Origin of the sequence: Dysgonomonas sp. 37-18 (assembly GCF_001899125.1) — a bacterium.
Lineage (GTDB): Bacteria > Bacteroidota > Bacteroidia > Bacteroidales > Dysgonomonadaceae > Dysgonomonas.
In genome coordinates, this window is the sequence record NZ_MKVC01000005.1 from 1 (window position 1) to 24,032 (window position 24,032).

Consider the following 24,032-nt stretch of genomic DNA (forward strand, 5'->3'; position numbering starts at 1 on the left):
TTACCCGTTGCAATCTGATCAACTCGGTACGCTCGGACAATAACCCTCACGGTTTCACGATGGAGAAATTCGAGATTGTAGAGAATCGGGATATTCGGATATCGGAAAGATAGATAAAGCTATGATACGAAAGATAATGAAACAGATCAATGAATGGTTGGAGGACGGCCTGCGAGGAATACTCGGCAGGCTGACCCCTGACAGACGGATTATCCTTGTGATAGCGATGTTCCTTCTTTTTGGCGGTCTTTCCATCTACATGACCTTTTCTTCTATTTACAATTTCGGTAAAAATAAGGCAGAAAAGATGCGGATAGAGCAGATCGAATCGCTGAAACTACAAGTGGAACAACAGCGAGATAGTATTAACAATCTAAAATCAGTAGAATAATGGAACAGGAAGATTTGAATAAAGAAACTTCTCCCGAAACTATTCCCGAAGAACAGCCATCTGTACCGGATAATAAATCGGAAGCGAAGAAAGAACCTCAGAAACCGCCAAAGCAAGAGCTTTCAATGGCAGAGAGACAGAAGCGAAAGAAGTTGTTGATCATGCCGCTATTCTTCTTAATCTTTGGTGGTGCGATGTGGCTGATCTTTGCTCCGTCGGATGATGGGAAAGAGCAAGCGGTAGGACTCACGGGATTCAATGCCGAACTACCCGTACCCAAAGACGAAGGCATTGTGGAAGGCAAACGGGATGCTTACGAACGGGAAGCGATGCGACAAAAGGAACGAGAGAAAATGAAGTCTTTACAGGATTTTTCTTCTATGTTCAACGATACCGAGCAAAACAATTATGAACAGAAGGACAATGCCTACAATACTTCTTTGCAAGTAGAACAGCCCCGAAGTTCAACACCTCGTGCAATACAATCATCAGCAACGGCTTATCAGGATATTAATAAGCAATTAGGCGATTGGTACGAAAAGCCTTCCGAAACAGGCAAACAATCGCAGTCAGCTATGGAACAGCGGCTACAGGAATTGGAACGAAAGCAAGAAGAAGCCGAGGCGAAAAAAGCAGAAGAGGACGAACAGACCGCTTTACTTGAGAAATCCTACCAGATGGCAGCACGCTATATGCCTATGCAGACAGGAGAACAACAGGTAGAAGAAGCAAGTGTGACACGTACAGGCGATAAGGTTAAGATAAAACCCGTTAAACAAGTGCATCACAATGTTGTATCTCTATTGGCTGCTCCGATGTCTAAGGATGAATTTATAGCCTCGTACAGCAAGCCCCGAAATAAGAATTTTCTCACTGCCGCAGGCAATGAGGGAATACAGGATAAGAACAGTATTCGTGCTTGTGTAAACCAAACTGTGACTCTGACTAATGGCAAAGAAGTACAACTTCGTCTTTTAGAGCCAATGCGGGCAGGAAACATCCTGATCCCTGCCAATACCTTGGTAACAGGAGCTTGTCGGATTGGTGGCGAACGTCTGGAAGTAACGATCAATTCCATTCAATATGCAGGAAACATTATTCCGGTTGAACTGCAAGTGTACGATATGGATGGTCAATCCGGAATCTTTGTTCCCAACAATGACGAGGTAAAAGCAGCCAAAGAAGTAGCATCTACATTAGCATCGTCGGCAGGTACAAGCATTATGATCTCGGATAATGCCGGCTCACAATTGGCTGCCGATATGGGCAAGGGTTTGATACAAGGAGCTTCGCAATACATCAGTAAAAAGATGAGTGTAGTAAAAGTTACCCTCAAAGCAAACTACAAGCTTCTGTTACTACCCAAAGAAAACTAAACAAGAAAAACCACTAAAAAATTAATGTTTAACAAATTTAAAATCACGAATATGAAACGAATCTTTTTTATATTAATGCTTGCTGTAAGTGTATTTACATCCCATGCACAAGAAGTACCACAAGACACTATTGTGGTGCATACCAAACCGACAACAGGTGACTATTACGAGAGTTTTACCCGTCCGCTGACCTTCGATAGAATGATACCGCCTTATGCTCTGGAGGTCACATCTAATAAAACTGTGCACGTAATATTCCCATCAGCTATTCGCTATGTCGATTTAGGGTCGGCAGATCTTCTCGCAGCAAAAGCGGATGGCACGGACAATGTATTGAGAGTGAAAGCAGCTTTGCGGGATTTCAGTAGAGAAAGCAATTTATCTGTCATCACCGAAGATGGTGCATACTATACTTTTAACGTAAAATATGCAGATGAGCCTGTAAAATTATCTATTGAGATGACAGACTTTTTGCACGATGGCGAAGCGGTCAACCTCCCGAACAATGCCCTTGCGGTCTATATGCAGGAATTGGGGCAAGAATCACCCTTGTTGGTCAAATTAATTATGCAGTCTATACACAAGAACAATGACCGTGAGATAAAGCATATTGGTTCGAAGCGTTTCGGAATACAGCACACGCTGAAAGGTATTTATACCCATAACGGACTATTGTATTTTCATTTGCAACTGAAAAATTCATCCAACGTACCGTTCAATGTGGACTTTATCACATTTAAGATTGTAGATAAAAAAGTAGCCAAACGGACTGCTATTCAGGAGCAGGTGATTTGGCCACTTCGTGCCTACAATAATTTGATGTTGATAGGTGGACAACAGACAGAACGCATGATTTTTACTTTGGCGAAATTCACAATTCCCGATGACAAAATGTTGGTTGTTGAACTCAATGAACAGGAAGGTGGACGCCATCAGCGGTTTACTTTGGATAATGCCGATCTGATTCGTGCAAAGGTTATTAACGAATTGAAAGTGAAATAAAAGTCTCAGACTTTTTTATTAACACATAGACGATATAATCATGAGAAAAATAATAATGTTAATAGTTGTGTCGTGCTTCGCCTTTTCGGGTGGAGCATACGCTCAACGTTCACTGTCGGGTATGAGGGGTATACAACTAATGGGAGGCATGGTGGATGGAATCTATTCGTCCAAGAACGATAATGAAGCGGGGTACTATTTTGGGGTGGCAATGGCGACTTATGCCAAGAACGGTAACAAATGGGTGTTTGGAGCGGAGTATCTGGAACGCTATTATCCTTATCGGGAAAAACGATTGCCAATAGCTCAGTTCACAGGTGAAGGAGGTTATTACTACAACTTTCTGACTGATCCGTCCAAAACAGTTTTTCTCTCTTTGGGTGTTTCTGCTCTTGCAGGCTATGAAACATCGAACTGGGGCGAAAAGACTTTATATGATGGTTCTACACTCCAACATAAGGATGCCTTCATCTACGGTGGGGCTATCACATTAGAGATTGAAACGTACCTGACAGACCGTGTTGTATTGCTCGTTACAGGGCGGGAACGCATCCTCTGGGGTAACTCTACAGGACATTTTCATGGGCAGTTCGGTGTAGGAATCAAATTTATAATCAACTAAGAGACAATACAAAATGAAAAAAATAAAAACTTTCTTCGGAATAACAGCGTGGCTGGCAGTGATAATGCTGCTGGCCTCAGCCTGTAGTAGCGATATGGATATTAATAAGGTTTACGCATTTGATCTGGTTTGTATGCCAGTTCAGAAAAAGATCGTTCAGGGAGAGGTGGCGGAAATCCGTGCACAGATTGTAAAGGAAGGTAACTTTCAAGATACCAAATTCTATATTCGGTATTTTCAGGTAGATGGCAAAGGTCAATTACAACTCGATAATGGGACTATCCTTCTACCAAATGACTTGTATCTTTTGGAAAAAGAAACCTTTCGAATGTATTACACTTCCTATTGTACCGACCAGCAAGTGATAGATGTCTATATCGAAGATAGTTTCGGGCAGGTGGTTCAAAAGACGTTTTCTTTCCAAAATGACCGAGGTAACGAGGAAGATTTACCAATAGAAGCGGAATAGCCATGATGACGATGATGGTAATCTCATACATAGCTACTTGGGTAAATATGATTTATGCCTATGTAACTGCTCCTATAGATGTTGAACTGTGGGGTTATCCTGATTAATTTATTATCCAACGTAAGAGTTGTATTTTTCATGTAGACCACTGATTAACAAAGTTTATTTTGATAATATTTTATGATAATAATATGTAACTTTTTCTCAGGAAGGCAATGTCGCATTCCGTCAAAAGTGAACATAAAATGATTAAAGATCAAAAAATCAGCTCTCTCATTGAAAATTGTGGGAGAGCTTTAATAGAAAAAGGTTATTCAGATGTTAACATCGAAAAGCATTACTGGATCTGGAAAAAAATTAGTAGATACATGGAAGAACATTCAATTGTCACTTATAGTGCAGATGTAGGAAATCAATACCTTGAAACATTACCACCAGATTTTCATATTTCCTACTTGAGGTCATTTCGTCGTAGCGTTTTTTATTCACAGATTATCTGTTTTATGGTCAAACAAGAAAGGCTTTGTATCTATAAGTTTATGACGATCTTCTTCAAAGAAAAATTTGTCTTCGCCGAATGCCGGTTTGAGCTGGTTGAACCAGGTCGCTTTAGGATTGTATTCTGCAAAAAAAGGAATATCCACCCATTTGGGATTACGTCCCTGGATAAAACGAAGTATAAATATCTTTTCATCTTTAATCTCCTGTACACCTAACACCTGTATCTTTCCGGCATGATCACTCATACTCGGGCCTCTTACTGTCCTGCATAAACCACTCACCTGCTGATAAGCTCTGCGGAAGATATTCCAACATCTTTCCAGAGGAATTTCAAAGTATTGTTTAGAACCGGTATCCCGGGCGATAAACATATAGTAAGGAATGCAGCCCAGATCGACTTGCTTTCGCCACATCTGCGCCCATATTTCAGGCTTATCGTTGATATGCTTTAGCAGTGGAGACTGAGTCCGTATTTGTGCTCCGGTACTTCGGATACGCATAATGGCTTGTTTGACTGCTTCGGTCGAAAGTTCTCTGGGATGATTGAAATGCGCCTGAATCGACAGGTTCTTTCCCGATTTGTTAATCTCTTCAAATAAACGGATGACATCATCACTATCGGTGTCAGTCAGATACCTGTATGGCCAGTAGGCTAATGACTTTGTTCCGATACGTATGGTACGGATATGATCAAAATCAGAAGTTAACAAGGGTTTAATATAGCTACTAAGAATGGCTGCATTCATAACCATCGGATCTCCGCCTGTAAACAGGACATCTGTCACCTCTTTATGGACTCGCAGGTACTTAAGTAATAAGTCCGCTTCTTTCATCGCAAATTTTAATCCGCTCATTCCTGAGAATTGAGGCCACCGGAAACAAAAAGTGCAATAAGCATGACAGGTTTGTCCCTGACTGGGAAAGAACAATACCGTTTCAGGATATTTATGTTGGATACCTTTCAGTTTTATTTCTCCTAACGAAGGTACATTATGCTCCTGCCCTGCCGGATTGGGATTCAAGGACAAGCGGATTTCCTGTATCTTCTGGTCAAGAAAGGATTTTTCGGTATTTTCATCCAATAATTTTTCAATCATTGCATAATGCTTTTTATCAAGCATCCCTTTTCTTGGAAAGTTTAATGTGAATATCGGATCAGTTTCGATATTATCCCAATCTATCAGTTCATCTATTACATAATTATTGGTTTTAAACGGTAATACTCTTCCTACGATTTCAATATCTCGGACAAACTCTTTGGGGATACCAGCTATCTGAGGTATAGATTGATAATTGTGTAATGTGTACGTTTTTAATTGATTACGGGATTTATTCATATTTACAGTTAAATTATTAAGATACACTTACTTATATTCCAAGTGCAGGTATTTTGAATTTGTTTTTATGTTGTTTTCGAGCGTACAGAAGGATCAGCTGAATATTCATAATCAGTTAAGAGACAAGAAAGCCAACCTGAATAAAGTTCAAGCCATATCAGATAAGATTTAGAAAAAAATTTGATCTTATCTACAAATAAAATATGTCACAACGATATATTGACTATCATATCCGGAACAAACACAGGTACAGCTAAAAGGATGCTATTGCGTTTGTATAAATGATTCCGGATTGTAAATATACAAAAAATAATCGGGGTACCGATTACAAAAACAGAAAACGGGTAAGAGAACTCTCTTACCCGTCAACTATATTATTTGATTAATAACGATTTCTGTTATATGTCCGCTGCTTCTATCTGCTTTTGGACAGGCAACGTTGCACTGATAGGCTTTCTTTCAAAATCAGTTTCGTTTAATTCTGAGATAGCACTTTGTCTGTCTGCTGCATTATTGGACATTTCATAGTATCGGAATCCTCATGTCCTTCCATTTTGTCTATCTGTGATAATCTGTGCAGATCCTGCTTTATCATACGACAGCACTTATCGTTGCGAAAAATTGATATAATAAAAACACCGGTACAATTTTTCGTTTTGTGTTTTAAATAGAACTTTGGTCAAAACAGCCTTTAATCAAGGCCGAATAAATTGAGACAATATTCTTTCTTCTGAAAATAGACTAGCTGTATTTATCAAAGCTAAATGGGAATATGCCTGAGGGAAATTACCCAATTGTCGCTTTGTCTCGAAATCCAGATCTTCGCTGAATAAGCCTAAATGATTGGAATATGAGAGCAGCTGATTGAATAGGCCTAAAGCATCGGATTTTTCTCCGACAACAAATAATGCCCTTACCATCCAAAATGTACAGATGGTAAAAGCTGAAGATGGCAGTCCAAAATCATCACTATTTTTATACCTATACATCAACCCTTCATGTAGTAATTCTTCTTTAATTTTTCTTACGGTTTTTATATACCTTTCATCATTAGCTTCAATAAAACCATACTGTTCGATCAACAACAAAGAGGAATCCATTTGCTTATTTCCATAGGCTTGAGTGAAACTTTGCAATTCCTCATCCCAACCTTTTTCACATATATCTCGATAAATTTTATCTGCCTCCACTCTTATCAATTTGGCATATTCATCTTTATTTAATAATTGTGCTATTTTTTCGGTTCTGTCTAGTGCAACCCAACACATTACTTTCGAAAACACAAAATGATCTTCTATATTTCTAAATTCCCAAATACTTTGATCTTTATTCTGCCATTCAGCAATTACAGTCTTTGCTATATTCCGGACAATCTCCCACATTTCTTCTATTTCATCCAGATTGCCTGGGAAAAATAAATAATAATTATAGATAACGTCCATCAAATAGCCTAACGAATCATTTTGTTTCTGATTGTAAGCGGCATTTCCTATACGTACGGGTTTTGAATTTTCATAACCTGACAAATGTGGTAAGAACTCTTCAACCAAATTCCTTTCACCCCGTATACCATACATGATTTGGAATTCATCATATTTCGATTTCAAAATACGTTTGACAAACCCTAAAAAACGAGCAGCTGCTCCCTGATGTCCCATTTTTAGTAATGTTTCTATCGACATGGAGGCGTCCCTGATCCAACAGAAACGATAATCCCAATTACGTACTTCGCCGATTGTTTCAGGCATACTTGTTGTTAGAGCAGCAAGTACGGCTCCCGACGATTGGAAGGACATCAATTTCAAAACAAGTAGGCTTCGTGCTATGACATCCCCATAAGCGTTAAACCGTTTAGAGCGGTAGCTCCAGTTAAGCCAATATACTTTAGTTCTTTGATACTCAAGCTTTACCCGATTGATGTCTACCGTAACAAGTTTCTGGTTGTATGATAGAAACAAAAAACCATCATCATTAAGTATTATTTCTTTTTTATCAAGAATAGCATCAAAATCAAAATTAGAATACAAGTAAAAATTATTCTTGTCATTTTCGACAGAAGCTGTTCGCACATACTCAGATGTTTTTCTAAATACAGCTTTTTCCTTGGCATAATTAATTGCAGGGTTGTAGCTTATCTTGAACCGAGGTTTACCATTTACTAATCTGATATATCTGTATATCTCCGCAGGCATATAGTATGTACTGTCGGAGGTTCTGTATCTGGGCATGAAGTCTAGTACATCAAAAGTACCTTCTTTTGCCTCGAACCTTGTGCGCAAGATATTTGTTCCTTGTTTATATTCCTGCGTTATCTTATATTCGCCCCCGACTTCTATCGCGAATGACCCTCCTTTCTCCTTATCTAGTAATTTTGCAAAAAGGGAAGGAGAATCGAAGTCAGGGAAACAAAACCAATCTATACTTCCATATTTTGAAACTAATGCAGCTGATCTACAATTACCTATAACTCCATAATCTAAATTTTTCATTTCAATAAATTATATTTTTTTGTGATAAAGGTAACAGCTCTCACTGTTAATTTTGAACATTTGATATCATTTTTACGTTTTAATTATACATATTGCCATGTATTAACGATCTTTAATACGTAAAAAAACTCATAATAATAAATGAAAACTGTTGTCATCTCTAATAGATTGCCTGTAAAAATAATAGAAGAAAATAATGAACTTAAACTAATAAGGAGTGAAGGAGGGCTTGCGACCGGACTTAATTCTATCGATTCGGGACAAAAAATGTGCTGGGTTGGATGGGCAGGAATGTATGTTGATGATGAAAAACAAAAACAAAAAATTAATCTTCAGATGGACGATTTGGATTTCCATCCGGTCTATCTATCCGTCAACCAAATTGAAAATTATTATGAAGGATATAGTAATAGTACAATTTGGCCGCTATGTCATTATTTCTTTTCCTATATAGAATCAAATGCAACTTATTGGGAGTCTTACAAAGAAGTGAATGCTTTATTTTGTAATGTGGCACTTGAAATAATAGAGCCGGGGGATACAGTATGGGTTCAAGACTATCAATTAATGCTCCTTCCTGCGATGCTAAGAGAGAAAATTCCAGATATAAATATAGGCTATTTTCATCACATACCCTTTCCTTCATATGAGCTATTCAGGGTTTTGCCCGAGAGAGCAGAGATATTACGAGGCCTATTAGGGGCTGACTTAATAGGGTTTCATACATATGACTATATGAGGCATTTTATCAGTACTGTATATCGTGTATTAGGCTACGAATGTATACTGGATGAAATTCAATTGGAAGAACGGATGATTGATATAGATGCTTTCCCCATGGGGATCAATTATGAATTATATAATAATGCCATACTTAACCCTGAAGTGGAATTAATAGCAAAAGAATTGAGAAATAGTATTAGTGGCAGTAAGATTATCTTGTCGGTTGACAGGTTAGACTACAGTAAAGGAATATTGATACGGTTGCAAGCGTTTGCTGAATTTCTTGAAGCCAACCCGAAATATAGGGGTACAGTTTCTTTAGTGATGGTTGTGGTACCTTCAAGAGACACTGTTGATATTTATTCTGATCTTAAAGTAAGAATTGATGAAATGGTGGGATCTATTAATGGAAAATATTCGACATTGAGTTGGAATCCGGTCTACTATTTTTATCGTTCTTTTTCTTTTGAAGAATTGACGGCATTGTACTATATGGCTGATATAGCTCTTGTAACACCTATACGAGACGGTATGAATTTGGTAGCGAAGGAATATCTTGCTACAAAGAGAAATAATACCGGAGTGCTGATTCTTAGCGAAATGGCAGGAGCCGCAATCGAACTCTCCGATGCAATCATTGTGAATCCCACAAATACAAAAGAAATAAATGATGCCATTATAAAAGCATTGGAAATGCCGGAGGAAGAACAATTCTCTACATTAAAAAAGATGCAGAAGGCAATAGCAACTCAAACAGTAGGACAATGGGCTCAAGATTTTATCTCAGAGTTGAAAAATGTTAAAGAACGGAATTACTCTATGTTCGAGAAAGTAATTAAAGACGAAAGTTTGAATAATATTAAAGACGCGTATGACAATGCACAAAAGAGGCTCATTATACTTGATTACGATGGTACATTATCTCCATTCTACAAAGATCCTGCAAATGCATACCCACGACCAGAACTATTACAACTTTTAGAAGAAATTATAAGAAACAAACGAAACAGGCTCATTATTAATAGTGGAAGGGATATGGATACATTGGATAAATGGTTTCAGGATCTATCGATTGGTCTGGCAGCCGAACATGGAGCATATTATAAAGACAAAGAAAAATGGTATAGTAATATTCCGGAAATAAAGTGGGATGATGAGATTATGCACATACTGGAACAGACAACACGTAAGACTCCAGGAGCCAAAATAGAGACGAAGAAGACGGCGATTGTATGGCACTACAGAGCCGTTGATACATGGCTTGCCGAACTGAGGGTTAATCAATTGATCAAAAGCTTGATTAATCCTTGCTCGCGATTAAATCTGCAAATAATGAGAGGGAATAAAGTAATTGAAATCAAAACATCGAATTTCAATAAGGGTTCAGAAGCAGTTCGATTATTAAAGATGGACAATTATGACTTTGTTCTGGCTATCGGGGATGATACCACTGATGAAGAAATGTTTATTGCTCTTCCAGACGATGCTATCACCATTAAAGTTGGAAAAAATGCTACTGCAGCTAAATATAATTTACCCTCTCAAACCAAGACCGTACCTTTTTTGAAAAATCTAATAAAGAATTAAAATACAAATGAATATATATCAGTTCACACGGGATATACTTCTGAGTACTGTTCTGTTCTTCGGAATATTGGGCTTGGTCTTTATTGTTTATAAGATTCTGGTGAGAACATTAAAAAGGCGTGCTAGTATGACTAAAAGTAAAATAGACGACTTTATTATTGATCTTCTGAAAGTTCCTCTGTTATGGCTTTCTTTCTGGCTTCTATTTAAGGTTTTTAGTCATAATTCTTTTCTTGCCGACAAGACATTCTTTGCCTCTCTTTCTAAAGCCAATGACATTTTGTTGATAATAACCGTTGGATGGGTGTTGATAAAAATAGTTAAAGCTGTTTTTTACTATTTACAGAATAGGCTTAATATTTCAACATCCGATAATCTTAATGCAAGGAAGAGTTTGACAAAGATGACGATTTTTGAAGGTATTATCATTGTTATTATAACTGTCGTAATTATTGCTCTCTGTTTAATGAGTTTCGATAATGTTCGCAATATTGGCATTAGTCTATTGACATCAGCAGGTATCGCCGGTATTGTTATTGGATTTGCTGCCCAAAATAGTATATCAACGATATTTTCAGGTATCCAGGTGGCTCTGACCCAACCTATCAGATTGGACGATGTTGTTATTGTAGAAGGTGAGTGGGGACGAATAGAAGAGATAACCCTAACGTATGTCGTGGTAAAGATCTGGGATGAGCGACGCCTGGTTCTTCCAGTTAAGTATTTCCTGGAGAAACCGTTTCAGAATTGGACTAGAAATACAGCCAATATATTAGGAACGATATTTTTATATATAGATTATAATTTTCCTGTAGATGCTCTAAGAAAGCATTTGGATATAATTCTACAAGGACATTCACTTTGGGATGAGCGTGTTGCTAATATTCAGGTTACGGATTCCAAAGAAAGGTACAAAGAGCTACGGGTTTTACTAAGCAGTAAAGATGCCTCTTCCAATTGGGATTTACGTGTAGATATAAGAGAAAAACTTATTGATTATATAAATAAAGAATATCCGGATTCTTTTGTTAAATACAGATTGGCTAAATGATTAGGCTACAGAGTGAAAAGCTATACGGAGATCATTTGAATGAGGAATTGGACTACTGCCTGCAAATCAGGTGTATGTCGGATACTTACGGCCTGTACCGACAGAGACTAATACAATATGGTTCTATTCCCTCAGATAAATCATAAATATACTGCAAGTCGCAAGATAAGGAAGTAGCTCTAACAAATCAAAGTAATATGAACAATGGGATTATCTCCATAAAAGTAATATCCAGAAGCTCCTGGAGGAGAATTACCGCAAAGCATGGCAGTGAGCTTCGGTCAGGGACTACGCCTCCCCCAACCCCATTATTTTTTCTTTTTTATCCGGTAACTTTTACCACACAGCAAGCAATGGTAAATAAGACAAATCTTTTCCTGCTAAGGAAAACCCGTCAGGGCTCCGTATTTGGCATTTTACCAGCTTGCTGTTCTTTTGTGGACGGATAAATAAGAAAAATCAGTATTCAATCTTTGCTTTTGATATAAAATAATATTTATTTTTTTTAATTTTATTTGTACTCTAATTACCCATTAGCATAAAAAATCACCTATTTTATCGAAGGTTATTTTAAACTGATAGTCAATCTCATCCTTATCTTTTCCATTTACAGGAAATGGATTTTCATGCGTATATCTATATGGATAATCTAAAACGTCAATCTTGATGGGGATATCTCTACATACTCCTTGTAAAGTATTTATCACTTCGTAAGGAGGCACTACTTCATCTTTTTGTAAAACAATACTATAAAACCGTTCACTCATTTTGCGGAACAGATTTTCCCGATATGCCGTAAACATTTTATAATTTAACATACACTGGAAATTTATACCTTCCGGTTCCCTGTTCATATAGTCGTAAAGTTTCCGGTCTCTTCGCATATGGCTTTTCAAGTGCTCTACAACAAATGAATATAAGCTGACATTGGCCTCACTATCCAGAATAAATTTCGAAACAGGAGATAACCTGTTAAAAACAGCACCTCCACAAAAGGTTGCATATTTGGATTTAGAGAAATAACCATTCTTATTACTCATCATTAAGATCTCCCCAAGAAAAGTTCCTATTGAATAGGAGAAAAAATCAATTGTGGCATCGCTTTCTATAGCCGGATGATTCCCCAATTTAATATCTTCGACGAAGTCTATAATATCATAGTAAGATTGCAACCCGGACCAGATAAAACGTTGGGGTTTATTGTGAAGACGGGTACTGATCGCAACATTTGATAAACTAGAACAGATAATATCAGGATGTCGCAACTTTCGTTGTTGGCTGACCTCATACATCTTATGAGAATCACTCCACAGGGATGGAGCCCTATTCATATGGAAAGCTATGGGGAACATGACGATAGCCTTTCCTGTCTTATCAGCTAGCTGTTTAGCCCAGGGAAGATATTTAGCCCAATATTTTTCATTAAATCCATGAAACATTAGAATAATACCCTTTGACTTGAGGATGGTTGATGACATAATAACATGGTAACGGAATTTTATGTTTTCCTGTATTTGCGCATCTTTCTTATTTAACATTTTCTGGATAATATCCGGCTCATAGTCCGTAGGCATTGCCGGTTTATATTCATAGTCATCAGTATTTCCTAGCCCCCCGGGCAATAACTCTTTTTGTTTAGATATAAATGTGAAATTTCTCATGACAAGATTTTTGTCAATTGCAATCTTGTCTTCTGTATAATTCTCTATAGACTTCAAATAATTATATAAATCTAAATATTGCATAACTTATGCTATTTATATTAAGATTACTCTTTTATCGAATTCTTTCGTTTTGAATTTTATCCATGCAAAATAATTATAAAAGTCTGAAAATTGCAAGAGAAATAAAACATCATATAAAGGCACTTTTCTTCCCTATGCTACCCGGGAAAAAAGACTCATAGGGCATAAGATTATAGTCTTAGCCAATTATTCTCTTATCAAAAGGAGAAGGTAGATCCTATAATTTATAAAATCAGCAATATATCGATTTTTTTTCGTATCTTAGCACTTTAAGCAATCGAGTTTATATTGTATCTTTCTTCTCAGTGTTTTGCTCCGCCTCCTATTTAGCGGATCTTCCCATCGTCAAAATCGACATCAAAATCAGCTTTTTTGTTAATATTATTAACCGGTTACGAGAATGTGTAAAGCAATTTGTCGTAACACATTTTTGTAAATTAGATGAAATCATTTTTTATAGGAAATCTGGAAGTAAAACTTCCTGTTATTCAAGGTGGAATGGGTGTCGGTGTATCCCTGTCCGGATTAGCATCGGCTGTTGCCAACGAAGGAGGTATCGGCGTAATATCCTGTGCCGGGTTAGGCTTAATTTATCACAAATCGCCCGGAGACTATCTAAGCAAATGTATTTCCGGACTAAAAGAAGAAATTCAAAAAGCAAGAGAGAAAAGTAAAGGCATAATCGGTGTAAATATTATGGTTGCCCTTACCAACTATGCAGACATGGTAAAAACATCGATTGCTGAAAAAGTGGATGTTATATTTGCCGGTGCAGGTCTTCCCTTCGATTTACCCTCCTTCCTGACCGATGATAGTAAAACAAAACTCGTACCGATTGTTTCTTCTTCAAGAGCAGCCAAAATAATATGTGACAAATGGAAAAACAACTATGGTTATTTACCCGACGCCATTGTTGTTGAAGGCCCTAAAGCCGGAGGCCATCTAGGCTTCAAGGTGAATCAGCTTGATGATGAACAATATTCTTTGGAACATCTTATCCCCGAAGTGGTAAGCATCACTGATATGTATAAAGACGAAAAAAATATACCGGTAATTGCTGCAGGGGGAATCTCCTCGGGAAAAGACATACTTCGCTTTATCGAAATGGGTGCTTCAGGTGTTCAAATGGGAACTATATTTGTTACCACCAATGAATGTGATGCTTCCGAGACATTTAAAAATGTCTTCGTAAAGGCAACACAAGAAGATATAAAGATCATACAAAGTCCTGTAGGGATGCCTGGTAGAGCCATTAATGGCGAGTTTATTCAGAGTGTGGAAAATGGCAATGAGACACCCAAAAGTTGCCCCTTCCATTGCATAAAGACATGTGACTATACCAAAAGTCCCTATTGTATTGTTCAATGCCTTTATCAGGCAGCAAGAGGTAATATGAAAAAAGGTTACGCTTTCACTGGCATTAATGTACACCTGTCTCAGAAAATATCAAGTGTAAAAGAAGTTATATCTAATCTCAAAGCTGAATTCTTGAATGCAGCATTAGAAAAGGCAAGGGTATAAGCAAGCAAAGGTTGGTAGCATATTCTTTCCATTATACCATCTTTATTATACTGTCCCTATAAAGGATATACCTTCTTTTGAACTTTTTAAAAAGACAGGGCAGGTAGTAATTTAAGCCATCAGTTGTTTGGTATCAACTGATATTATATAATTAATTAAAACTGTTTCATTGATCGTGAAACAGTAAAAATCAAAAAGTTACTGTTATTCAAATGTAACAGTTCAAAATTTAAACATGACATTTAAAGAATTAAATATTATTGAGCCCGTTTTGAAGGCTCTGAATGAAAAAGGATATACACATCCGACGCCGATACAACAGCAGGCTATAGCTCCTGCACTGGATAATCGCGATATACTCGGCTTGGCACAAACCGGTACAGGTAAAACTGCTGCATTTTCATTACCGATCATACAGCAATTACATTCAAACAAAGTACATAGTAAAAAAAGGGATATCAGAGCATTGATATTAACTCCTACCCGGGAGCTGGCAATTCAAATTAATGAAAACCTGAGAGACTATACTCTTTATACAGGTATACGCCACTGTGTGATATATGGAGGAGTGAAACAACATGCTCAGGTAAATGAACTAAAAGCAGGAGTAGATATATTAGTCGCTACTCCGGGGCGTCTGCTGGATTTAATGAATCAGAATATTATCAGCTTAAACTCTATTCGTCATTTTGTGCTGGATGAAGCTGACCGTATGCTGGATTTGGGATTTGTTCACGACATCAAGCGTTTGCTGCCTAAGCTACCCAAAGAAAAGCAAACACTTTTCTTTTCAGCCACTATGCCTTCCTCTATAGCTGATCTTTCACGCTCTATCTTACATCATCCGGTAAAGGTGGAGGTTGCTCCGGCTTCGTCGGTTGTTGATACGATAGACCAATATATTTATTTTGTGGAAAAACAAGAGAAAAAAGACCTGCTTATAACCTTATTGAGAAAAGACAAAAAGAAGTCTGCCCTTATATTTTCCCGCACCAAGCACGGGGCTGACAAGATAGTTCGGATACTTAGTCAATCGGGAATAGGCAGTGCAGCTATTCATGGGAATAAATCTCAGAATGCAAGGCAACGAGCCTTATCCGATTTCAAATCTCATAAAATACAAACCCTGATAGCAACAGATATAGCAGCCAGGGGAATTGATATCGATCATCTGGAGTTGGTGATAAACTATGATCTGCCGGATGTAGCCGAAACTTATGTACACCGTATAGGACGTACAGGAAGGGCTGGCAACACGGGTACTGCCCTGACATTCTGTGCCCAGGATGAGCAGGTTATGCTTCGGGATATCCAGAAGCTGACGGGTAAAAAGCTTGTTGTATCAAGCTAATGTTAAACATTTAAAAAAACGAATATGGGAGCAAAACAAAAATCTTCAACAAATAGGAAGGAAGGGGAAATAACCCGTTCGGAAAGAACATCGGTAAACCAGCAAGCTGAATTGATACTAAAGAACATCAAGGAGAAAGCCGGGGCTGTTGTTCGTGTGGCAATTACCAGTAGAACAACAATCGAACTTCCGGCATATCTCTCGCAAGCAGAGGTGGATGCACGCGTGGAAAACTATCTTAGATTACATGCTTCTAAGATATAAGTCCGTTCAGAATATTTTCCTAGCGAATAAGATCAAACCAGAAAAACGATGAATTCGCAATCGGTCTGCTCTTTCGAATCTTAAAACAAGAGCGAAATAAACATACCCTTTAATCCAAAATAAAGATTTTAAGAATAAATATGGCGAGTACATTTAATAAAAAAGAGATAGAAAAAAAGAAGCAACAAAAAAGAAGAGAGAAAGAACAAAAAAGGGAAGAAAGAAAAAATAATCCTGCCGATTCTTTTGAGGATATGATTGCTTATGTGAATGAAAACGGAGTTATAACCAATACTCCTCCTGATCCTACAAATAAACGAAAAATCAAGATCGAAAGTATTGCTGTTTCTACACCGAAAAAAGAAGATATGGAAGATCCCATATTGAATGGACGTGTAGAACATTTTAATCCCGACAAAGGCTATGGTTTTATTAAACATACAGGAAGTACGGATAAATATTTTTTCCATGTCAGTAGTGCTCCAGCCTCCATAAAAGAAGGAAATCCGGTATCATTCGAGTTGGAACGTGGCAAGAAAGGGATGAATGCTATTAATATTAGGCTTGTCAATTAGCTGTCAACTTATATAAAAAGTGGATGCAGAACTAAATACAGACTTTTCTTCAAAGAAAAATCTATCTGAATATAAAAAATAAGGTAGCCCCACCGGAGCTACCTTATTGTATATCGAATCTGTCAAAAATGTATCAATATCTGTTGTTATAACCACCCCTATTATTTGCGTAAGAGTTGTTACTTTTTTCCTGACGGGGTCTTGCTTCAGAAACAGAAATAGTTCTTCCGTCATATTCAGCTCCGTTCAATTCTGAGATTGCTTTATTAGCTTCTTCGCTGTTATCCATTTCAACAAATCCGTAACCTTTAGATCTGCTGGTATTACGGTCCATAATAACTTTAGCTGAATTGATCGCTCCATACTCCTCAAAAAGAGTGTTTAAATCGGTATCGTTAACATCGTAACTCAAACCTGCAATAAAAATGTTCATTGTAAAAAAATTATAAAATAAATAATCAGATGAGAATTACGGCAAATAAGCACTTTAAACTAAAAACTCGTGGAATTGAAGGATAAATATGAAATCTGGAATAAAAACTCAAATATTTAAAGCAAAGATACGGTTAAATATATAGATATCACTATGTTTATGCTTTAAAATATTGACATAGTGTTAATTGTTGTCTTTTTTCATATGAATAATACGTAATTTTACATTCATAGTAATTTTTCACTATTTATATCTAAATTTAATTTTTTATAAAAGACAGGTTATTTTATTTTTGCCTTGTATAGACCTTTGTCTATTCGGGAAGTAAGCCTTTACAGATCCAAACTCCGGTATGGGTATCCAACGCTATTTATAAATACAATAAACACTTATTTTATCGGAAAGGATGAGTGGAAAAAAATATTTGTATTTTTAAGATGAAATTAGTCATTGCTTATAATAGCGGGCATGACATAAATACTTGATCAAAGACATGAATGACAAGCTAATCGATGATACCGTTAAAAGATATATCAGAGAATATGACCGTTATAAAAAACTGGCTGATATAGTTTTTAGTATGTGTCAAAACATAGTCCAGAAAAACCTGACTATACGGGCTACCGTCCAACATCGGGCAAAGAGTCCGGCAAGCCTAGCCGAAAAATTAAGAAAAACCAATAAATATAAATCGGTAGATAGTGTATTTGAGGGTATAAGTGATCTGGCGGGCGTACGTATTATCACTTATCAGGAAGTAGATCGGGCTAAGGTAGTAAACGAAATCAAACAGATATTTGTCGGCAAGTTTGAAAAGCCTATCAGAATAGAGGTTAAAGATAAAAACGGGGATAACGGCAAATACTATAAAGCTACACATTGCCAGGTAGCTTTACCTTCAGAATATTTAATTGAGAATTTCAACTTAAAAAATACAACTTGTGAAATACAGGTATGCAGCCTTTTATCTCATGTATATAATGAAATAGAACATGACTTGCAATATAAGCCACGTACGGGAAATTTATCTAATGAGGAGAAACAGCTGATCAATCAATTGGCTTTAATTACCGAATCGGGAGACACTGTTATTCGAAAACTTTTAGAGGCTACAAATGACAGGCTGAAAGAGCATAAAGGAGAGTTTGTCGATGTGCATGATTTTGCTGTCCGGATGGGGGAATTATTGAAAGTCGGGGAATCTTTCTCGAATAATGCAGGGTTATTATATGATCAATTCGTCAGTATGAGACTAAATTCACCTGAAACAATTATGTCTACTCTATTAAATCATGGGGAGGATTTTGTTGATGCAGCTATCCGGCAATATGAGATATTCTCCCAATATATTGCTACCAGAAAAATCAATATTACAATAGATAAAAATTCGTCTGACTTATTGTTGTTATTATTGTTGAGAAAGAAAGTTGCTGTAATATTAAAGGATAATACATTTATTTCTGAAAATAACAGAACATTGCGTTTAAGACGTATTGCTCAGCTTTATCAGGATATGCTGCTAACGTAAAAAGAGATAAGATATTTATGAGCTAACATATACGAAATAACAGCTTAAAGGAATATACAAAACTGACATAATCAGCTTATTTATTATATTGTTTAGGTATTCAGGCTGTCATTCCTATATATTTGAACCGAATATTACCTGAATCTTACAATTAGGAAGTAAAGAAAGCCTCTATTAATCGCTTTTCTTTAATTTTGTTTTAATCCATAGAAATATTATCTATTGGCAAAAAGGAGTCTTTGTTTTTAATTTTTATTTCGGTCATAGATGCACATAAATTACTGTAAGCTGATGATTTTTGTAGTTTTTTTTGCTCGATGTTTTTCTGATTATCTGTTTGTTACAAACGCTTGATTAAGCTTCCTGCATCTCAAATTATTATCTTGAGCCGTTTTTTTGTAAAGTTTTTGAGATCATAAATAACCTGAATCCATATGGGTGTATAGCCAGCCAAGCTGCCATTATGTCATTTTTTTTATTTGATATATACATGAAATAATGTTCTTAAATAAGATATTGGATAAATTTATTTATACCTGGTTAATTGTTGTTAATCACATAGATGGCTCCACTTATTTTGGCATTGGATTTGATTTATCAATTATGTAGTATTACTTATGTCAAACTAAAATAATGGAGGATTAAGTTATGTCATTAGTTAGATTTAGAGACAATTTCCCAACATTATTCGATCGCTTCTTTGAAAATGATTGGTTTGATTTGGGAAACCGTAGTTATTCTACGACAAACACAACATTGCCATCTGTAAATATCAAGGAAGGCAACGAAAATTTTGAGGTAGAAGTTGCCGCCCCTGGCTTTTGCCGGGAAGATTTCAAAGTTGAACTAAGCCATGATCTTCTTACTGTTTCATCAGATAAAAAAGTAATGAATGAAACTAAAGATGATCAGCAATTTACCCGCAGAGAGTTCAGTTATCAGTCATTTAGCCGCTCCTTTACACTACCCAATATTGCCGATAGTGAAAAGATTGAAGCTAAATATGAAAACGGAATTTTAAAAATAGTTATACCGAAGAAAGATGGTGCTAAGTCCAATCCTGTTCGTCAAATTTTAATTGAATAGGTCCTTTCAATGCCGGGCATGGATTAGAGTCCCAGTCCGGCATTCTTGAACCAAATAAACCTGTGAAATATATTTTTTTTAAGTGAGATATCAATAATTGAACTAAATCACTAGCTTCTTTCAAGAAGCTAGTTTACCGAATAGTTATCGCTTAACTAACAGTTTAGAATATTGTATAACGATAAAAATTAATAGGGTTATGAAACAATTATTAATATTCGTTATTGCTTTGTCAATACTGCTTACCGGGTGTGACAAAAACAAGAATACTGCGACTCATGAAGATAATATTCCTGATACTTCTTCTACCGTAAAAGTAAATAAAGAATATGATGAGGATGGGAACATTGTGAGCTACGACTCAACCTATTCTTTTTATTTTTCGAATATCAAAGGAAATACATTAATAGGTGATAGTATCTTCAATTTGTTCCAGGATCGATTGTATCAAAAATATCCTTTTTTTCGGCAACAATATTTCTTTAATGATTTGTTTTTTCAGGATTCACTTTTGAAGTATGATTTTTATAAAAAAGATTTTTTCTCTAACCGGTTTAGAAATAATCGAAGGAAAATCGACAGCCTATTTTTACAAATGGATATTTTAAAAAATAATTTTTTCCAACATCAATTCAAAGGAGGTAATTATTCTTCTGTAGTTCCACCAACCAAGTATTAAATTGAAAACATAAAAAATAGAAATATTATATTAAAAGCTCTAATTAAGGATATCTGAAAACAACATTATCTTACGCAAAAATTATTCTTTCAATAACACAACAGGCTGGTCTAATTGTGGTGGACTGTTGTTTATATCTATATTTTTACTTTGAATATTAAACTAATTGTTATGTATAAGTTAAAAGATAATTTTAATTATGGAAGATTCTATTTTACAGTTTAATAATAATAATTCAAATTTTGTTTCAAATTTATATTCTGAGAATAAAGAACAATATGAGAATTTTTATAAAGAATGTTATCCGGTGGTCAGTTATACAAATCGGTTCCATGACTTTATTGTTGATCTTTTTGCCGCGGGGTTTAAAGACAATGAATTAAATGTTTTTGTTGATAATGGTATACTAAATGTGGAAGGACAACAATTATATTCAGGATCCCATTTTCTGCGAAGCATAAAGATTCCCAACTATGTAGATTTACACCGTTATTATTATCAAATAAAAAATGGGCATGTAAAAGTTATTTTTCCTATTGAAAAATAAAAGCCTTCAATTTGAAGGCTTTTATTTTATCTATACCATTTTGTATATTGATTACTAATTAGTAAACAAATAAGGGATAAAGGAATAATTCTTTCAATTATTTGTGAAATAGATTAGTCAATAGATAATGAGGACATAAATTCTAACTAAGCATTCCAAAATATTTATTGTTGCATTATTGTGTAGATTGTTAACATTTTGATAGATCAACTCTTAGAAAGTATTTCAAACAATGATTTAAAGAGAACAACAAAATTGATTTGCAGATAAAAATGAGAGTCTTGCTCTAGAAGATGGAAGTTTACATTTGTGTCAGATTTTAGTAAAGATAATTTCATGAATTATCTAAATAAGTAAGAAGTAAATATTTCTAAAAAAATATACTGAATGCATCTGGATTAAGGTTGGAGTTGTTACTAGTATTATTACAGATATAGCTACGATAGCGACAATGGCGGAATTTTTTTGCTACAAATGTTTTGCTCTCAAGGGCTCTTGCTCTTGGATTTTATCATAATATTTTTTTCTAACATTCATCGGAAAATCATTTTGATAAAAATACCGTCGAAAATCAGGTGTATCATTCCTTTCAATTACTTCCATAATATTCTTCAAAGCTAACTTTTGAGTATCACTCACATAGTCAGGGAATCCTCCAGTTTCATAATAAGTACTTAATAAATCCCATTCTTCCTTTGTTACTTTAGTGTTAAATAAGTAATACTCATTTGCAACGATCTTACCTTTGTCATTGTAAACACATAAGGCTTGAGAACTTGTTGAGTGTAATACCCCTTTAACGTATTCTAATCGCTTAGATTTAAACTGAATTTTTTGTTTTGGCTTTTGTTCAAACACATAACGCAAAAAGCCTTCTCCTTCTTTTTTTATTAAGTTAATTTCGGAATATAAGAACTCATAACTATCATCTTTACTTATACTGTTTATGACATATTGGATCTCAACCACAGGATCAAAATAGGCAGATGAAAATAAATTATAAATATGATGCTTGCGAGAAATATTGCCATTTTTACTTTCATAAAATTGATATTTTACATACACCTCATAGTCTAAAAGGCTGCATAAAGCTCTTGTAATTAAGTTATTCTGTAAACATTTTCGATACCAAGAGAAACGGTTACTGCTTTTGATCTCTTCTCTATTTTCCTTTATCTTTCTTTCAACTTCAGCAGCTCTTTCAGCATCAGCTTTTTCCCTCTCTTGTGCTTTTAGTGCTTTTTCAAAATCAAGCTGCTTTTTTTCTTTAGTCAGTTCATTCTGAATATCATCTTCAAGGCATAAGAGATTTTTTATAAACTTTTCTTTACTGTATTTTAGAATTTTACATTTGAGATGCGGAGTTAATCTGATAATTTGATCTGAAAAATCAAGAAACAGATTTTTTTTGTAAAAATATTCTGAATTAAGCCACTTCTTTACTTTTTTAAGAAAAGATATAATAACATCATTGCTTTTATATGATGTCATGTAAAATTCAATATTCTTACTAGAAAGATCAGTAAACTTAGAAAAGGTAGAGATAGAAGAGAAGTCTGTAAAATCTAATATTAAGTATGGTGTATAACCCAATGCTTCATGAGCTATAAACCTAGAGTCAATTTCATTTAGAGAAACCTCCAATGAATGCTGAAACTCTATAGCTGTAGTATTTACAAGGCTATCAATTCGGTGCATCTCTCCTTCATGTTCGACTACGACTTCATACGTCCGGATATTTCCAGCTTCCAATCCATAATTATATTCAATACATTTATATTGCCAATCTGAGTGCCATGCACACATCGGATTATCAGCCTTTACTTCTTGGAACGCTGTTTTTCTTCGGAGATATGACTTCCTATCTCCTGAACAGATAACTGATATAAAAATATGATCATAATAGCGATACCATATTCGATATTTTGGTATTGCGTCAGAAATAGATTGTATAGCAATAATTGTTCTTGGCATGATTCATTACAAATAAAACATCAATTAAAGGTAAGACATTCAGAGTAAAGTTACAATCTTTACCATTATACTACTTCATTTATTTACATAATATATTGGACTCTGTCGGCTTTTTGCTTCTTTTTCTTCGCATAAGTCCTGCTAACGGCTCATGGAAAAAGAAGGCGGCGGAAATTTCTCTCCGCCGTCAAGTTTCTGATTTATGTTTCAGTTCTTCCAATTGTCGGAGCATTAATGTGTAGTTTTCTCCAACTGTATGCCCCGAATCCATCCGAAATGGACTACTTCGACATAATTTGCATTGTCTGATAGCCTTATTCAAATTTGTTACTTCGATTATCTTCCCTGTTATATCTTTAATTTTCATTGTCTTTTACCTCTGATTTAAATACATACCAACTATCTCTATAATACTCTCCAATGAGATTAAAAACTCCTGCCAGATTGCTACTTTGAGCAAATTTCTTGGCTTCCAAAATAGATTTGAATTCTCCCAATTTTCGGAAGCCAACAAACAAGGTGTAAATATTTTCTTTCATCATGCTGCTAATCTATTTTCTATCAATGATATATTTTGCTCTACAAGTTGAATTATCTTGTTGTGGTGTTTGGTATTCTTATTACATACTCCACGGCTTTGGATAACTTTTAGTTGAGATATTGAGACTTCAATGGTTTCGATGCGTTTGCCGTCAATACAAGCTGAAAGTATCAGCGAATCGGCTTTTGAGTGATACCCTGCTACGCAATGATGCTTATGCATCACTATTCATAAGCACCA

General features: G+C 35.6%; 23 protein-coding genes and 2 pseudogenes. 16 read left to right on the forward strand and 9 right to left on the reverse strand.

Translation table 11 applies throughout. The features are described from left to right. From BGO84_RS01875 to BGO84_RS01900, 6 genes and pseudogenes are all read left to right on the forward strand, one after another. Window positions 1–113: pseudogene (locus BGO84_RS01875) on the forward strand (conjugative transposon protein TraK); the annotation flags it as partial. Between the two features lie 8 nt (window positions 114–121). Then, the gene (locus BGO84_RS01880) at window positions 122–391 is read left to right on the forward strand and encodes a TraL conjugative transposon family protein (RefSeq protein WP_291027160.1); all 270 of its coding nucleotides are present in this window, start codon (window positions 122–124) and stop codon (window positions 389–391) included. Continuing rightward, window positions 391–1,767: a conjugative transposon protein TraM gene (gene traM / locus BGO84_RS01885; RefSeq protein ID WP_291027162.1), complete on the forward strand. Its 1,377-nt coding sequence runs from the start codon at window positions 391–393 to the stop codon at window positions 1,765–1,767. Before BGO84_RS01880 ends, traM begins: the two co-directional genes overlap by 1 nt. A 51-nt stretch (window positions 1,768–1,818) precedes the next feature. Further along, entirely contained in the window at window positions 1,819–2,769 is a 951-nt protein-coding gene (traN, locus tag BGO84_RS01890; RefSeq protein ID WP_291027164.1) for a conjugative transposon protein TraN, read from the forward strand. Window positions 2,770–2,809: 40 nt separating this feature from the next. Continuing rightward, on the forward strand, window positions 2,810–3,391 hold the full coding sequence (locus BGO84_RS01895) for a conjugal transfer protein TraO (protein ID WP_291027166.1): 582 nt from the start codon (window positions 2,810–2,812) through the stop codon (window positions 3,389–3,391). Between the two features lie 13 nt (window positions 3,392–3,404). Next, on the forward strand, window positions 3,405–3,860 hold the full coding sequence (locus BGO84_RS01900) for a DUF3872 domain-containing protein (RefSeq protein WP_291027168.1): 456 nt from the start codon (window positions 3,405–3,407) through the stop codon (window positions 3,858–3,860). Between the two features lie 485 nt (window positions 3,861–4,345). Here BGO84_RS01900 and BGO84_RS01905 read toward each other — a convergent pair whose 3' ends face one another. From BGO84_RS01905 to BGO84_RS01915, 3 genes are all read right to left on the reverse strand, one after another. Beyond that, a complete protein-coding gene (locus BGO84_RS01905; RefSeq protein WP_291027170.1) occupies window positions 4,346–5,698 on the reverse strand; it encodes a lysine 2,3-aminomutase in 1,353 nt (450 codons plus the stop codon). Window positions 5,699–6,096: 398 nt separating this feature from the next. Beyond that, a complete protein-coding gene (locus tag BGO84_RS01910) occupies window positions 6,097–6,219 on the reverse strand; it encodes a hypothetical protein (protein ID WP_291027172.1) in 123 nt (40 codons plus the stop codon). A gap of 174 nt (window positions 6,220–6,393) precedes the next feature. After that, window positions 6,394–8,187: a glycoside hydrolase family 15 protein gene (locus BGO84_RS01915; RefSeq protein ID WP_291027174.1), complete on the reverse strand. Its 1,794-nt coding sequence runs from the start codon at window positions 8,185–8,187 to the stop codon at window positions 6,394–6,396. A 141-nt stretch (window positions 8,188–8,328) separates the two neighbouring features. Between BGO84_RS01915 and BGO84_RS01920 the strand changes: the two genes are divergently transcribed. Then, window positions 8,329–10,497, forward strand: a complete 2,169-nt coding sequence (locus tag BGO84_RS01920) for a bifunctional alpha,alpha-trehalose-phosphate synthase (UDP-forming)/trehalose-phosphatase (protein WP_291027176.1) — start codon at window positions 8,329–8,331, stop codon at window positions 10,495–10,497. A 127-nt stretch (window positions 10,498–10,624) separates the two neighbouring features. Continuing rightward, on the forward strand, window positions 10,625–11,548 hold the full coding sequence (locus BGO84_RS01925) for a mechanosensitive ion channel domain-containing protein (RefSeq protein ID WP_291027178.1): 924 nt from the start codon (window positions 10,625–10,627) through the stop codon (window positions 11,546–11,548). Window positions 11,549–12,081: 533 nt separating this feature from the next. On the opposite strand, the gene BGO84_RS01930 is transcribed toward BGO84_RS01925, so the two are convergent. Further along, window positions 12,082–13,293 carry a DUF6051 family protein gene (locus tag BGO84_RS01930; protein ID WP_291027180.1) on the reverse strand — a complete coding sequence of 404 codons (1,212 nt, stop codon included), beginning with the start codon at window positions 13,291–13,293 and terminating at the stop codon, window positions 12,082–12,084. Between the two features lie 441 nt (window positions 13,294–13,734). Here BGO84_RS01930 and BGO84_RS01935 point away from each other — a divergent pair, with 441 nt between their 5' ends. From BGO84_RS01935 to BGO84_RS01950, 4 genes are all read left to right on the forward strand, one after another. After that, entirely contained in the window at window positions 13,735–14,814 is a 1,080-nt protein-coding gene (locus BGO84_RS01935) for a nitronate monooxygenase family protein (protein WP_291027182.1), read from the forward strand. Window positions 14,815–15,049: 235 nt separating this feature from the next. Further along, entirely contained in the window at window positions 15,050–16,165 is a 1,116-nt protein-coding gene (locus BGO84_RS01940; RefSeq protein ID WP_291027184.1) for a DEAD/DEAH box helicase, read from the forward strand. A 24-nt stretch (window positions 16,166–16,189) separates the two neighbouring features. Beyond that, window positions 16,190–16,429, forward strand: coding sequence for a hypothetical protein (locus tag BGO84_RS01945; RefSeq protein ID WP_291027186.1), 240 nt, complete (start codon window positions 16,190–16,192; stop codon window positions 16,427–16,429). A gap of 134 nt (window positions 16,430–16,563) precedes the next feature. Then, window positions 16,564–17,004: a cold-shock protein gene (locus BGO84_RS01950; RefSeq protein WP_291027200.1), complete on the forward strand. Its 441-nt coding sequence runs from the start codon at window positions 16,564–16,566 to the stop codon at window positions 17,002–17,004. A 133-nt stretch (window positions 17,005–17,137) separates the two neighbouring features. Here BGO84_RS01950 and BGO84_RS01955 read toward each other — a convergent pair whose 3' ends face one another. After that, on the reverse strand, window positions 17,138–17,437 hold the full coding sequence (locus tag BGO84_RS01955) for an RNA-binding protein (RefSeq protein WP_026627220.1): 300 nt from the start codon (window positions 17,435–17,437) through the stop codon (window positions 17,138–17,140). A gap of 493 nt (window positions 17,438–17,930) precedes the next feature. Between BGO84_RS01955 and BGO84_RS01960 the strand changes: the two genes are divergently transcribed. The 4 genes from BGO84_RS01960 (at window position 17,931) to BGO84_RS01975 (ending at window position 21,277) form a co-directional block, all read left to right on the forward strand. Next, the gene (locus BGO84_RS01960) at window positions 17,931–18,965 is read left to right on the forward strand and encodes a RelA/SpoT domain-containing protein (RefSeq protein WP_291027188.1); all 1,035 of its coding nucleotides are present in this window, start codon (window positions 17,931–17,933) and stop codon (window positions 18,963–18,965) included. Window positions 18,966–19,613: 648 nt separating this feature from the next. Then, window positions 19,614–20,051, forward strand: coding sequence for an Hsp20/alpha crystallin family protein (locus BGO84_RS01965; RefSeq protein ID WP_026627218.1), 438 nt, complete (start codon window positions 19,614–19,616; stop codon window positions 20,049–20,051). 199 nt (window positions 20,052–20,250) lie between these two features. Further along, window positions 20,251–20,730, forward strand: a complete 480-nt coding sequence (locus BGO84_RS01970; RefSeq protein ID WP_291027190.1) for a hypothetical protein — start codon at window positions 20,251–20,253, stop codon at window positions 20,728–20,730. A 199-nt stretch (window positions 20,731–20,929) separates the two neighbouring features. After that, window positions 20,930–21,277, forward strand: a complete 348-nt coding sequence (locus tag BGO84_RS01975; protein ID WP_291027192.1) for an Hsp20/alpha crystallin family protein — start codon at window positions 20,930–20,932, stop codon at window positions 21,275–21,277. Between the two features lie 468 nt (window positions 21,278–21,745). Here the strand turns inward: BGO84_RS01975 and BGO84_RS01980 are convergent, their stop codons facing one another. The 4 genes and pseudogenes from BGO84_RS01980 to BGO84_RS01995 all read right to left on the reverse strand — a co-directional run. Further along, on the reverse strand, window positions 21,746–23,251 hold the full coding sequence (locus tag BGO84_RS01980) for a hypothetical protein (RefSeq protein ID WP_291027194.1): 1,506 nt from the start codon (window positions 23,249–23,251) through the stop codon (window positions 21,746–21,748). A 187-nt stretch (window positions 23,252–23,438) separates the two neighbouring features. Next, window positions 23,439–23,618: an NADH-quinone oxidoreductase subunit F gene (locus BGO84_RS01985; protein ID WP_291027196.1), complete on the reverse strand. Its 180-nt coding sequence runs from the start codon at window positions 23,616–23,618 to the stop codon at window positions 23,439–23,441. Further along, window positions 23,608–23,793: a hypothetical protein gene (locus tag BGO84_RS01990; protein ID WP_291027198.1), complete on the reverse strand. Its 186-nt coding sequence runs from the start codon at window positions 23,791–23,793 to the stop codon at window positions 23,608–23,610. Before BGO84_RS01990 ends, BGO84_RS01985 begins: the two co-directional genes overlap by 11 nt. Further along, window positions 23,790–24,005 (reverse strand): annotated as a pseudogene (locus BGO84_RS01995) (PcfJ domain-containing protein); the annotation flags it as partial. The gene BGO84_RS01990 and the pseudogene BGO84_RS01995, both read right to left, overlap by 4 nt. Window positions 24,006–24,032 lie beyond the last annotated feature (27 nt).